This window comes from Pantoea sp. RIT-PI-b, assembly GCF_001187905.1.
Taxonomy (GTDB): Bacteria; Pseudomonadota; Gammaproteobacteria; order Enterobacterales; family Enterobacteriaceae; genus Pantoea; species Pantoea nemavictus.
The window spans coordinates 55,691-69,070 of the sequence record NZ_LGIS01000018.1 but is presented as its reverse complement, the minus strand read 5'-3'; the positions used below and the strand labels follow the sequence as shown (position 1 = coordinate 69,070).

The following is a 13,380-nucleotide window of genomic DNA, read 5'->3' as shown; positions in this document are numbered from 1 at the left end:
CAATGTCCCGTGCCTTGAACGGATTGATTCTGCTAGCGTTACTGCTGCTGGTGGCGCTCCCGCTGCTGTTTATCGTGCTGCAGGCGCTGTTTCCACACTTTAGTGCAGGCAGCTGGCATGGCGCTCTGAGTACCTTACCGGCGCTGCTGGACGATCCGCAGCTGCTCTCCATGTGGCTGGGCACGCTGAAAATCGGCGGCGGCGTGGCGCTGTGCAGTTTACTGCTGGGCTTACCGCTCGGCGCACTGCGCGGCCTGTTCCGCCTGCCGGGCGCGGCGCTGTGGGATCTGCTGTTCCTGATCCCCTTCCTCACGCCGCCCTATATCGTGGCGCTGTCATGGACGCTGGCGCTGCAACGCAACGGCTACATTGAACAACTTACCGGTATTCATTTCGCCAGCCTGCTGTTTAGCAGCAGCGGTATGATTCTGGTGATGACCCTGAACATCTTCCCGGTGGTCTATTTCGCGGTGTCACGTTCGCTGCTGGCGAGCGGACAGCGCCTCGCCTGGGTGGCGCGGGTGCACGGCGCATCGGCGTGGAGCAGCTTCTGGCATATCACGCTGCCGCTGACGTTACCGGCGCTGGCGGGCGGCGTGCTGCTGGCGTTCACCCTGGCGATTGAGGAGTACGGCGTGCCCGCCGCGCTCGGCGCGCAGGCGAAGCTGACGCTGATGACCGTTGGCATTGAAACCAAACTCGCCGATTGGCCTATCGATCTGCCCGGCGCGGCGTCATTGTCGCTGATGCTGAGTGTGATAGCGCTCGCGGCGTGGTTGCTGCAGCGCAAACTGACCGGCAGCAGCGATGTGACAGCGGTGAGCGGCAAACCGGTGAATCAGGAACTGGCGCATGTCGGTCGCTGGCAGATATTGCTGCTGCTGCCGTTTGTGCTCACGCTGCTGCTGGCGGTGGTGCTGCCGCTGGGTGCTATGACGTTGAGCGGCCTGCTAAATACTCTCTCCGGCGGATTACAGCTCAATAACCTGACGCTGCGCCACTTTGGCGCGCTGTTTAGCCAACAGGGCGATGCGCTGGCCGCCTTCTCCACCAGCATAGGACTGGCGCTCGGCGCGGCGCTGCTGACCGGCGCGCTCGGGTTTCTCATCGCCTGGCGCGTATCGGAAGGCAAAACCCGCATGCTGGCGATGATGGATGGTCTGGCGTTGCTGCCTGCCGCGATGCCCGGCGTGGTGGTTGGCGTGGGGTTAATTCTGCTGTGGAATCGCGGTTTCTGGCCAGTTTCGCCCTATAACACGATGTTTATTCTACTGTTATCGTACAGCTGTTTGCTGCTGCCGTGGCCGGTGCGCTATGTCAGCAGCGCATTGCGCCAGCTGGCCCCGACGCTGGAACCGGCCGCGCGCGTGCATGGCGCCTCACGCCTGCAGGCGCTGCGCCTGATTGTGCTGCCGCTGGTGGCACCCAGCCTGCTGGCGGCAATGATGATGGTGTTCGCGGTGGCCTCACGCGAGCTGGTGACTTCGCTGCTGCTGGCACCGGCCGGCACACAAACCGTGGCGATCTTTATCTGGCGCCAGTTCGAGCAGGGCTCTGTGGGGCAAGGCATGGCGATGGCGACCTTAACGCTGCTCGCCAGTTTGAGTTTGATGTTAGCGGCCACCGCATTGCTGAGGCGTCAGGGAAAATGAATAGCTGCAGATACCGTAGCGGCGCGATTTATCGCGCACATCAATGCAGGCACCACGCCCAACTAAGTAATGCGCAATAAATTGCGCCGCTACGAATGTTACGAAATGGATGCTTTCTCTTTATCTTAAAATACAGAGAGTTAATTTTAATCAGCTACACTTGCCTGAGCAAAATATGTCTCAGGAGATAGAATGAATAACCTGCTACAGGAAAAAATTGGCCAGAACATCCTGGTAAAACTGGCGATGCTGGTGATTATTCTGGCGGGCATTCGCGCCGCCTCGGACATCCTGGTGCCCTTCTTATTAGCCAGCTTCCTGGCGATTGTGTTGAATCCGCTGGTGACGATGTTGATGCGCCGCGGCGTCAAGCGCAGCCTGGCGATTACGCTGGTGATCACGGTGATTTTCATTGTGTTACTGCTGCTGGTCGCGGTGCTCGCCAGCTCGGCGAGTGATTTCAGCGATACCTATCCGCAAATTCGTACCATGCTGGAACAGAAGCTCGCTGTGGTTCAGCACTTCGCCGGACGTTTTCACATCAACATCTCTACCGATGCGCTGGCGGCACGCCTCGATCCCAACGTAGTAATGAATATGGCCACCACCATATTAACGCAGCTGTCAGGCGCGATGACCAACGTGCTGCTGCTGATTCTGACGGTGGTGTTTATGCTGTTTGAAGTGCGCCATCTGCCCTACAAAATGCGTAACGCGATGGTCAATCCGCAGATCCGTATTGCCGGTTTACACCGCGCGCTAAAAGGGGTGACGCACTACCTGGCCTTGAAAACCCTGGTGAGCTTGATTACCGGCGTGGCCGTTTGGCTGTCGCTGCTGCTGCTCGGCGTGAAGTTTGCGCTGTTCTGGGGCGTGGTGGCGTTCATCCTCAACTTTATCCCTAACATCGGGCCGATCATCGCCGGCATTCCACCGTTTATTCAGGCGCTGGTGCTGAACAACATTTATGACGCCATGCTGGTGGCCGCGCTGTTCAGTGCAATTCATATGGTGTTTGGCAATATGCTCGAGCCGCGACTGATGGGGCGCGGGCTGGGACTCTCAACGTTGGTGGTGTTTCTGTCGTTGATTTTCTGGGGTTGGCTGCTGGGCCCGGTTGGCATGTTGCTCTCGGTGCCGCTCACCAGCGTGACCAAGATTTTGATGGAGACCACGCCGGGCGGTAGCCGGTTGGCGATTATGCTGGGTAATGGGCGGCCGGGTAAACGGGCGCGATAACGCCTTTTCACAACACATTGCGCAATAAATTGCGCCGCTACAAATGGTTGCACAGGTTCCGTAGCGGCGCGATTTATCGCGCGGTTTTCGATCAGTGCGTTTGGAACACGCTGTTATCAGTAATCGCCTGGACATCGACTTTGTTTGGCAAGATTTTCAACTCGCTGAACAGATCCGATACCTTCTGCACTTTCGCCACATCATCCGCCGTTACGCCGCGCACGCCGTGTGAAATTCGCGCGGTAATCTGCTGCGCATCCGCCGGTTGCAGCCGCGTTAGCTGCGCATACACCGCGTTATACTGCTGCGGATGGGCCAGCGCCCATGCGCGCGCTTTGGCCAGACGATGCGTAAAATCGGCAATCGCCGCCCGCTTGCCAGGATCGTCAAGCGAGCTTTGCGTCGCGGTAACAAACGACAGCGCGGTGGTGAGCCCTTTGCCGTCACGCAGCAGGCGCGCACCGTGCTGCTCAGCAATGCCCAGATAAGGATCGAAGGTCGCCCACGCAGCAATCTGTCCAGAATTGAACGCTGCGCTGGCGTCGGTTGGCAACACAAAGCGCACCGGCACCGTATCGCGCGGCACCTGTGCCTCTTCCAGCGCTTCATACAACAAGTGCTGCGAGATACTACCGCGCGCCGATGACACCACCACCTGCTTGCCCGCCAAATCCTTCACGCTGTGGATCGGCGAATCGGCGGGGACGATCAGGCCATTCGAACCACCATCGCCGACATTGGTGGCGATGATTTTGAGCGGCACGCCGCCCGATGCGGCCATCAATACCGGCAAATCTCCGGCGTAGGAGGTATCAACCGCGCCGGCACGCTGCGCTTCAAACAGCGGTGCAGCGCCCTGGAAGTTCGCCCAGCGATATTGATAGGGCGCATCTTTCATCACATCCGCCGCTTCGATCAGCGAGCGCAGATTGCGCGCCTGATCGCCCAGCACCAGCGTGACCATACTCAAATCAGGCGCGGCCTGGCTGCCAAACGCCGCGCACAGCAATAGCGCAGCAACCACCGGTTTCATCCATTTCATCAGGTCAGCTCTCAGAGTGCGTTGCGGTTGAGCTGGCGGATGTAAGCATCCCAGTGCAGCTGATATTTGTGATTACGGATGCTGTTATCAAATGCCTGGGCGGCTTTCTCGGCGACCGCATCCGGCAGGATGATCAGCTGCGCGCCGCCAGATTGCGCCGCCAACTGGGCCTGGCAGGCACGCTCAAGATAATAGAGGTTATAGAACGCCTCTTCGATACTGCCGCCGTTGGTCAGCAAACCGTGATTACGCAGAATCAGCGCGTTGCGATCGCCGAGGTCGGTGACGATGCGCTGCTGCTCATCAAGATCCAGCGCGATGCCTTCATAATCATGATAACCAAGGCGATTATGAAAACGGGTGCTGTGCTGCGAAATCATCAGCAGGCCATTTTTCTGCGCCGAAACGCCAATGCCTGCGGCCGTGTGCGTATGCAGCACCGCATGCGCATCGGGACGCGCGCGATGAATCGCGCTGTGAATAACAAATCCAGCAAGGTTAATTCCCAGCCCGGTTGGGTCGTCAATAATGTTGCCGTCGATGTCGATCTTCACCAGCGTTTCCGCCTGAATTTCATCGAAGGTTTGGCCAAAAGCATTGATGAGAAAGTGCGGCTTATCGCCCGGCACGCGCAGGGAAAAATGGGTGTAGATATGATCGGTCCAGCGCAGTTTCGCCGCCAGATGATAGGCCTGAGCCAGCTTCACGCGCGCCTGCCATTCGCCTTCGCTGATACGCTGCCGTAATGACGCGACATCCAGTGTTTCAGTGCTCATTTCCGTTCCTCATTTCAGGTCAATATGCTTGCCTAACATCGTGGCATAGCGATTTTGCCGCTGGGAAATGCCAATAACGGCAAAACATTGTCATTAAACGCAAAGTGAGGTTGATAATTGACCTATATCAGATCGGTTAATTCTTAAATCGCTAACATGCAGCGCCCGATGAAAGTGGTATGCTGCTGACGCCGCTGTTTGCCTGCTTTCAACTGCTTTAACCGACCGAGGAATGCCTGGTGCCTCCGCAAAAACGAAATCGCGATTTTGGCTGGCTATTAATTATCTGCGCCGGATTATTACCGCTGGTGCTCGGCATCCTTTGTACCGCCATCGAAGCACGCCATACCGTCAGCCAGCAGCAGATTTCCACCGCCAATGCGTTGCTCACCCAAGCCGAAAAGATGAGCGACACTGCGTGGGATATGATTACCGAATTGCGCCAGTATCATTACCAATCCTGTGCGCAGATTGAGGACAAATTGCAGCGCGCCGGCACGCTTAATCCCTATTTTCGCTCGATTGGCATGCTGAAAGGCGATGATATCAGCTGCTCTTCCGCCTTCGGCCTGGCGCCCGGCACGCTGACCGAAATGATGATGCAGCCGCCGCCGATTACCGGCAAAGCCTGGTGGAGCATCTCGGTGCGCGGTACGGTGGGCGTGCCCAATCGTCCGGCGGTAGTCTTTGTTCGTCAGCTGCCGGATACCACCGGTTTTTGGGCGGTGATTGATGGCCAATATCTGCTGGACTTTATGCACGCGATTGGCGAATCGCGCGATTATCAAATGAGCCTGCAGTTTAGCGGCGGCACGGTGATCAGCAGCGGACCAAACGACAACACACCTGAGCTGTATCTGCAAAGCGAGACCTTCCAGACCGAATCCAGCCGCTATCCAATTAGCGTTACTGTTACGGCGCCCGCCTCCGAATTGCTCAAAGCCTGGCGTCAGGCGCTGTTCATCTTCCTGCCCATGGCGGCAATTTTCTCGATTCTGCTGATGATCCTCACCGCTAACTGGCTGCGTCGCCGCATCTCCTGGCACGATGAGATTGCCCGCGCCATCCGTGCCCGCCAGTTTTCAGTGCACTATCAACCGGTTTACAGCAATAAGTTACAGGCCTGTTCCGGTGCAGAAGCTCTGCTGCGCTGGCAACTGCCGAACGGTGAGATGATTCGCCCTGATATCTTTATCAGCGCTGCCGAAACTGAAGGAATGATTGTGCCGTTGACGCAGCATTTGCTGGAGCTGATGGCCGAAGATATTCAGAGCTGGCAGGTAAAACCTGGTTTTCATATCGGGCTGAACCTGGCAGCGGAACACTTGCAGCATGCTGATTTTGTGGCAGATATCGAGCTATTTGCGGCGCGCATTAAAGATAAACAGATGTCCATTACGCTAGAGCTGACCGAACGTAGCCTGATTGAAGATGGCGAAATGGTGGCCGAGAAACTGCGCCATTTGCGCGCGCAGGGCATGAAAGTGGCGATCGATGATTTCGGTACCGGCCACTGTTCCTTGACGTATCTGATGAAGTTCCCGCTGGATTACCTGAAGATCGATCGCGGCTTTATCAACGCCATTGAAGGCCTCGAGATTGAGACGCCGGTGCTGGATGCCATTATTAATCTGTGCCACAAGCTGGAGTTGGATGTGCTCGGTGAAGGCGTCGAAACCGCGACACAATTTGAGTACTTACGCCGGCGTGGTGTGATATTTATTCAGGGCTTCTATTATGCCCGTCCATTGGATAATGACCGGCTACTTGCCTGGCTCAATGAGCATGGGCACCAGCCGATTCTCGTTGAGGAACATCATGAACCTGAACTGCATCATTCTTGATGATTATCAGAACGTCGCCCTAACGCTTGCCGATTGGGCGTCTCTCGAACCGCTGGTTCACACCACTTCCCTCACTGAACATTACGCCGACCAGGATGAACTGGTTAAGAAAATCGCCCATGCTGACATTTTGGTGGTGATGCGTGAGCGCACGCCGCTCAGCGCCGAGCTCATTGGCCGCCTACCTGATCTGAAAATGGTGGTCACCTCCGGCATGCGCAATGCTTCAATTGATTTGGATGCCTGCGCCGAACGCTATATCGCGGTATGCGGCACCGCCAGCAGCAGCGCCGCGCCGATGGAGCTCAGCTGGGGATTGCTGCTTGGACTGGCGCGTCACATCGTGCCGGAGAACCAGGCGCTGCGCAGCAACGGGCCGTGGCAGCACACCTTAGGGATGAGCCTGCATGGCAAAACGCTGGGCTTACTCGGCTTGGGTAAAATTGGCGGCGAAATGGCCAAAGTGGCGCAGGCGTTTGGCATGCAGGTGTGCGCATGGAGCCAAAATTTAACCGCGCAACGCGCGGCAGAGTGCGGCGTGGAACGCATGCCGTCGCTGACTGCGCTGCTGAATACAAGTGATGTGGTGTCGATCCATCTGGTGCTTAGCGATCGTACGCGCCATTTGCTGGACGAAGCCGCGCTGGCGCAGATGAAGCCGGACGCGCTGCTGATTAACACCTCGCGCGCGGGTATTGTCGATCAAGCCGCGATGATCGCCGCGCTGCAATCCGGACAGTTGGCCGGTGCGGGATTAGATGTGTTTGAACAGGAGCCGCTGCCCGCGGATCATCCATTGCGCCAGCTACCTAATGTGCTGGCCACGCCGCATCTCGGCTATGTTGCCGACAGTAACTATCACAGCTACTTTACCCAGGCGGTGGAGGATATTCAGGGATGGTTAACGGGTGCGCCGCTGCGCTCACTGCTCTGAGCGGCCCGCGCGACGTTTTTCGGCAATGCGTAGTGCCACTTCAAGGCTGTCTTCCGCCAGTGCGCTGGTTGGCAGATCGCGCTGCGCGTTAAGACGTTGGTTGATGCGTTCCAGCGTGGGCGTTAATTGCCCTACCAGCTGTTGATATTCATCAAGCTGCGTGATGGGTTGGTTGCGTGCGATGCTGGTTTGCGTCAGCCGTTGTAGCTGGCGCACGCTTTCCAGCGCCTGACTGGAGAGTAATCCCGCCTGGCGCCAGCTTTTCAGGCGCAGCAACAGCTCATCCGGTTGTTGCGCCAGTAATGCCAGCTGCGCATCCGCACGCTCACCACAGTTTATCCATTCGATCGAGGCAGCAGGAACGGCAGCCGTACGCGGTGCCGCAGGCACAAGATTGATAAGATTCCTTTCTACACTGTCAATCATTGATAGCCAGGGATTCTCAAAAAGCTGGGCGTTTTTCCTCGACATGAACACTCCACCAAAGCAAGGCGGCAGAGTATTACTGAATGTTTTAGAGCTGGCAAGCAGTGGTTACCGCCTCGCTTAATGGTAAGTTTTTCTTATTTATTTGCGCAACAATCAGGTATGGCAATAAAGCCGCGGCATACCAGCATAATTGATTATTTGGTCACCATTCGGCAGTTGATACATCTGATAAAAATCATTATTTGCTTCACGGGCCGAGGTGAAAAGGATGATGGGTGCGAGGGCCGCAGGTAAGGTATCGTCGCCCATGACCTGGACTTTTTGCGTATAGACCCGCATGAAATCCCCCTGGCGATGCCATGTGCCGCTGGAGATGCGGTGCAGCCGATAGTGGCTATCGCTTGAAGTTACCGTGCCAAGCAGCATGGCACTGCCGCTGCCATCGGCTTTATAGCGATTACGTGAAGTCGCCTCAATCGTTCCTGCTGGCTTTCCTTCATTATCAATGCGGTAGGGAAACTCACACCATTCTGGCACCGGCTCAGCGGGACGAATGAGCAATACCAGCGCCCACGGCAAGATAAAGGCGACAAAAATAGCGCTGCCCAGCAAAGATTTACGCATCCGGTAACTCCTGGAAAAAAACCATCCACGACATGCATTCGTTATTCTTTTGCGCCATCGGTTTAGCGCAGAGGAAGGCGCTGGTAAATACGCGGGTGCGCGAGCGGTTGATGTACAACAACTGCGGGACGGAGCCATCGGGCAAGTGAGGTTTTAAGGCACGGAACCGGGTGAGTGCATCTTTCACCACGTACGAATCTGCGGAGAGGCTTTCGGTAATAAACACCTGCGTCTGCTGCTCCTGCCCATAAGATTTGTAGCGCGTACCTTCATGGTCGGTTGGCACAAACTCCTGGCGTGCCATCAATGCCAGGCCTGCATTGAGCAGCAGCGCCGCCGCCAGCACGCCGCGCAGTCGCCAGGATTTTTTCTTTACTAGCGGCGGTTTCGTCAGCGGTTCGGGCGACGCCACTGGCGTTGTTTCTGCGGCCGGAAGAGAAGGCGCATCGTCATCGACAGGCACAACATCCACCTGCTCCGCCAGCACGCAGCCGATTAACGGCACATGATGAATCAACGGACCCGGAGCATCTGCCAGCTGCGCCAGACGATTGATCTCAATGATGGCAACGGTAAGCCGCTCGGCAAAGGGAGCATCCGAGGTTTCACGCTGGAACAGCACATGCAGCGCCTGATTGCGCACCAGCTTCCCCTGCGCGTTAACCACACGATGCAACATGGCGCTTTGCAAAGGCGTCAGCGCCACGCGCTGGGCGGGAGAATTCAGCGGATATAACACCTGTTGTTTGGCATCAAAACAGAGACTTTTGGCAAACAAAACAAAGCGCGCCATGCGGATCCTGATTTCCAAAAAGCAATTGGCGCAAGTATAAGTAGTTTCAGCGTTTGGCGCACGCTTACCGCAAATTACTACGAGATTTAGCTGGTTTTTTTGACTCGTTTAAACACGCTATAAGCCACAGCATTAGCTAAAAAATAGACAGTTAATGGCGGAAACATGACAAATATCACACAAAATCGGTATACTCTGTCGCGGTTGGCAATCATTACCCCCCTAATAATTGCCAGGCAGGCCAGGGAAAATCGTTATTTCACGGCTATGCTTTAATTTTCTCAACGCCGCGGACTGTTAGCATTCTTTGAGTCCGCAGCGTTGAGGATTTTTCGAATTCCAATACAGGGTAACTGCATGAAACTACGTAGGAAGCGTGTAAAACCTATCGGGATTGATGATGTCACAATTATCGACGACTCCCGTTTACGTAAAGCCATTACCGCGGCTTCGCTGGGCAACGCGATGGAGTGGTTTGATTTTGGTGTTTATGGCTTTGTGGCGTATGCGCTGGGTAAAGTGTTTTTCCCGGACGTAACGCCAGGTATTCAGATGATTGCCGCACTGGCAACCTTCTCGGTGCCATTCCTGATCCGTCCGCTGGGCGGCCTGTTCTTCGGTATGCTGGGCGACAAATACGGTCGTCAAAAAATCCTCTCCATCACCATTGTCATCATGTCGATCAGTACCTTCTGTATCGGCCTGATACCCTCTTATGCCTCGATTGGCATCTGGGCACCGGTGCTGCTGCTGTTGGCGAAAATGGCGCAGGGCTTCTCGGTCGGCGGTGAATACACCGGCGCCTCAATCTTCGTCGCCGAATACTCGCCAGACCGTAAGCGCGGCTTTATGGGCAGCTGGCTTGATTTCGGCTCCATTGCCGGCTTCGTGCTGGGTGCGGGCGTCGTGGTCCTGATTTCCACTATCATTGGTGAAGAGAAGTTCCTCGAATGGGGCTGGCGTCTGCCGTTCTTCCTCGCGCTGCCGCTGGGTATTATCGGTCTGTATCTGCGTCATGCGCTGGAAGAGACCCCGGCGTTCCAGCAGCACGTTGAGAAGCTGGAACAGGGTGACCGCGAAGGTCTGCGCGATGGCCCGAAAGTCTCGTTCAAAGAGATCGCGACTAAACACTGGAAAAGCCTGCTGGCCTGTATCGGTCTGGTGATCGCCACCAACGTGACCTACTACATGTTGCTGACCTACATGCCGAGCTACCTGTCGCATAACCTGCACTACTCGGAAGATCACGGTGTGCTGATTATCATCGCCATCATGATGGGTATGCTGTTTGTGCAGCCGGTAATGGGGATGCTGAGTGACCGCTTTGGTCGTCGTCCGTTTGTTATCATCGGCAGCATCGCATTGTTCATCTTCGCGATTCCGGCCTTCATGTTGATCAATAGCGGCGTGCTGGGCCTGATTTTTGCTGGTCTGCTGCTGATGGCGGTGATCCTCAACGCCTTTACCGGTGTGATGGCTTCGTCGCTGCCTGCGATGTTCCCGACGCACATCCGCTACAGTGCGCTGGCGAGTGCGTTCAACATTTCGGTATTGGTTGCCGGTTTAACGCCAACGCTGACTGCCTATCTGGTTGAAGCCACCAACAATCTGTATATGCCGGCTTACTACCTGATGGTGGTGGCAGTGATTGGCTTAATCACCGGTATCTACATGAAAGAGACCGCCAACAAGCCGCTGCGCGGCGCAACACCGGCGGCCTCGGACATGGAAGAGGCGCGTGAAATCCTGCAGGAGCATCACGACAACATCGAGCAGAAAATCGAAGATATTGATGGTGAGATCGCCAAGCTTGAGGCGAAACGTAAAAACCTGGTGCAGCAGCACCCGGACATCAACGAGTAATCTTCCCCACTCCCGCCGCCCGGCGGGAGTTTTCGTTTCCGCACACAATCCTTCATCCGCAGCCGTGAAAAGGGGTAAACTATTGCCACTTTTTTAACCTGCAAAAGTTGTCAAGCATGTCTGAATTTAATCTTATCCAGCGCCCAAGAAGGCTGCGTAAAAGCGCGTCAATGCGCGAAATGTTCCAGGAATCCAACCTGAGCCTGAACGATCTGGCGCTGCCGATCTTCGTCGAAGAGGGCGTAGATGACTACGTGCCTATTAACGCCATGCCGGGCGTGATGCGTATTCCTGAGAAACGACTGGCGTATGAGATCGAGCGTATTGCCAAAGCGGGCATCCGTTCTGTGATGACCTTTGGCATTTCACACCACACCGACGCCACCGGCAGCGATGCCTGGAATGAAAATGGCCTGGTGGCGCGTATGTCGCGTATTTGCAAAGACACCGTGCCGGAAATGATCGTGATGTCCGATACCTGCTTCTGCGAATACACCAGCCACGGCCATTGCGGCGTACTGTGCGATCACGGCGTCGATAACGACCAAACGCTGATCAACCTCGGTAAGCAAGCGGTAGTGGCGGCGCAGGCCGGTGCGGACTTTATCGCACCTTCTGCCGCGATGGATGGTCAGGTAAAAGCGATCCGTCAGGCGCTGGACGCTGCCGGCTTCACCGATACCGCTATCATGTCGTACTCCACCAAGTTCGCTTCTTCCTTCTACGGTCCGTTCCGTGAAGCGGCAGGTACCGCGCTGAAAGGCGACCGTAAGACTTATCAGATGAATCCCATGAACCGCCGCGAAGCGATTCGTGAGTCGCTGATTGATGAAGCGGAAGGCGCTGATTCCCTGATGGTCAAACCGGCCGGAGCCTACCTCGATATCCTGCGTGACATCCGCGAGCGCACCACGCTGCCGCTGGCTGCGTACCAGGTTAGCGGTGAATACGCGATGATTAAATTCGCCGCGCAGGCCGGTGCCATCGACGAACGCAATGTGGTTCTGGAAAGCCTCGGTGCGATTAAACGTGCCGGCGCCGATCTCATTTTCAGCTATTTTGCCCTTGATCTCGCCGAGCAAAAAATGCTCTGATCCTCGTTACGCTTGGCAGTGGTTATCGCAGCCACTGCCCGGCGCTTTCTGCCTGTGTGGCAAAAACACCAGTGTTGTCGTAATTCCATAATTAATAAGAGTAACGCGATGAAAGCACCTGCACTGCCTGCGGACGAGTCACATCGTCTGGCCCAGTTACGTGCGCTCAACATTCTGCATACGCCGGCAGAAGAGCGTTTCGACCGTTTAACCCGCCTTGCCCGTCGTCTGTTTGGCGTGCCGGTGGCGCTCGTGAGCTTAATGGAAGAGGACCATCAGTGGTTCAAATCCATCGCTGGACCGAGTGCTGCCACCGCGCCGCGCAATACCTCCTTCTGCGGCCATGCCATTCTGCAAGACGATGTGATGGTGGTGGAAAATCCCTTAGAAGATGAGCGTTTCTGCGACAACCCGCTGGTGAAAGATAACGACAATCCGATACGTTTTTACGCCGGTTGTCCGCTGCGCACGCCCGCTGGCGCTAAAGTCGGCACGCTGTGTCTGATTGACCATCATGTGCGCGAGTTTGACGCTGACGATATCCATACCCTGCGCGATCTGGCTGCCATGGCGGAAGCGGAATTGGTCGCATTTCAGACCGCCACCTCCGATGAGCTGACGCAAATCACCAACCGCCGCGGCTTTATGACGCTCGGCCAGCTGGCGCTGAATGAGTGCCAGGTGAAGCAGTTACCCGCCAGCCTGACCTTCCTCGATCTCGATCGCTTTAAAGCCATCAATGATACGCTCGGCCACCGCGAAGGCGACCGTGCGCTCATGGATTTTGCTGATGCCATGAAGGTGAGCTTCCGCCATGCGGATATCTTTGCCCGCCTGGGCGGCGATGAGTTTGTGGTGCTGTTTAACGGCTTGCAGCAAGCCGATGCCGAAGGCGTGCTGGCGCGCTTTGATCGGTTCCTGCAGCAGCAAACCCAGGATTTGGATCGTCGCTACGTTCTGCACTTCTCATCGGGAATTGTTGAGTTTGATCCCGACCATCCGCAATCGCTGGAGCAGCTGCTGGAAGGCAGCGATGAGCGTATGTACGCCGCTAAAAACGGCAAAAAGCAGCAGAGCGTATAACAAGCGG

General features: G+C 56.1%; 12 protein-coding genes. 7 read left to right on the top strand and 5 right to left on the bottom strand.

Translation table 11 applies throughout. The annotated features are described in order from the left end of the window. Positions 1-2: 2 nt before the first annotated feature. Both AC790_RS11910 and AC790_RS11905 read left to right on the top strand, forming a co-directional pair. Complete coding sequence (locus tag AC790_RS11910) at positions 3-1,652, top strand: iron ABC transporter permease (RefSeq protein ID WP_049851919.1); 1,650 nt, start codon at positions 3-5, stop codon at positions 1,650-1,652. Between the two features lie 192 nt (positions 1,653-1,844). Continuing rightward, the gene (locus AC790_RS11905) at positions 1,845-2,891 is read left to right on the top strand and encodes an AI-2E family transporter (RefSeq protein ID WP_049851918.1); all 1,047 of its coding nucleotides are present in this window, start codon (positions 1,845-1,847) and stop codon (positions 2,889-2,891) included. Between the two features lie 91 nt (positions 2,892-2,982). Here the strand turns inward: AC790_RS11905 and AC790_RS11900 are convergent, their stop codons facing one another. Further along, entirely contained in the window at positions 2,983-3,933 is a 951-nt protein-coding gene (locus tag AC790_RS11900; protein WP_049851917.1) for an ABC transporter substrate-binding protein, read from the bottom strand. A gap of 11 nt (positions 3,934-3,944) precedes the next feature. Continuing rightward, positions 3,945-4,709 carry a class II aldolase/adducin family protein gene (locus tag AC790_RS11895; RefSeq protein WP_049851916.1) on the bottom strand — a complete coding sequence of 255 codons (765 nt, stop codon included), beginning with the start codon at positions 4,707-4,709 and terminating at the stop codon, positions 3,945-3,947. A 239-nt stretch (positions 4,710-4,948) separates the two neighbouring features. On the opposite strand from AC790_RS11895, the gene AC790_RS11890 reads away from it, so the two are divergent. Together AC790_RS11890 and AC790_RS11885 are read left to right on the top strand one after the other, a co-directional pair. Beyond that, positions 4,949-6,553 (top strand): EAL domain-containing protein, encoded by a 1,605-nt coding sequence (locus tag AC790_RS11890; RefSeq protein ID WP_049851915.1) that lies wholly within the window; start codon positions 4,949-4,951, stop codon positions 6,551-6,553. Further along, entirely contained in the window at positions 6,528-7,487 is a 960-nt protein-coding gene (locus AC790_RS11885; protein WP_049851914.1) for a D-2-hydroxyacid dehydrogenase family protein, read from the top strand. Before AC790_RS11890 ends, AC790_RS11885 begins: the two co-directional genes overlap by 26 nt. Here the strand turns inward: AC790_RS11885 and AC790_RS11880 are convergent. From AC790_RS11880 to AC790_RS11870, 3 genes are all read right to left on the bottom strand, one after another. After that, positions 7,476-7,958, bottom strand: coding sequence for a hypothetical protein (locus tag AC790_RS11880; RefSeq protein ID WP_049851913.1), 483 nt, complete (start codon positions 7,956-7,958; stop codon positions 7,476-7,478). The two genes, AC790_RS11885 and AC790_RS11880, sit on opposite strands and share 12 nt — an antisense overlap. Positions 7,959-8,069: 111 nt before the next feature. After that, positions 8,070-8,540, bottom strand: coding sequence for a hypothetical protein (locus AC790_RS11875; RefSeq protein ID WP_049851912.1), 471 nt, complete (start codon positions 8,538-8,540; stop codon positions 8,070-8,072). Further along, positions 8,533-9,333: a hypothetical protein gene (locus AC790_RS11870; protein ID WP_049851911.1), complete on the bottom strand. Its 801-nt coding sequence runs from the start codon at positions 9,331-9,333 to the stop codon at positions 8,533-8,535. Before AC790_RS11870 ends, AC790_RS11875 begins: the two co-directional genes overlap by 8 nt. A 357-nt stretch (positions 9,334-9,690) precedes the next feature. Between AC790_RS11870 and proP the strand changes: the two genes are divergently transcribed. The 3 genes from proP to AC790_RS11855 all read left to right on the top strand — a co-directional run bounded on the left by proP (position 9,691) and on the right by AC790_RS11855 (position 13,373). Then, positions 9,691-11,196: a glycine betaine/L-proline transporter ProP gene (proP, locus tag AC790_RS11865; RefSeq protein ID WP_049851910.1), complete on the top strand. Its 1,506-nt coding sequence runs from the start codon at positions 9,691-9,693 to the stop codon at positions 11,194-11,196. Positions 11,197-11,312: 116 nt separating this feature from the next. Beyond that, complete coding sequence (gene hemB / locus AC790_RS11860) at positions 11,313-12,290, top strand: porphobilinogen synthase (RefSeq protein ID WP_007889868.1); 978 nt, start codon at positions 11,313-11,315, stop codon at positions 12,288-12,290. Between the two features lie 108 nt (positions 12,291-12,398). Continuing rightward, entirely contained in the window at positions 12,399-13,373 is a 975-nt protein-coding gene (locus AC790_RS11855) for a sensor domain-containing diguanylate cyclase (protein WP_007889869.1), read from the top strand. Positions 13,374-13,380 lie beyond the last annotated feature (7 nt).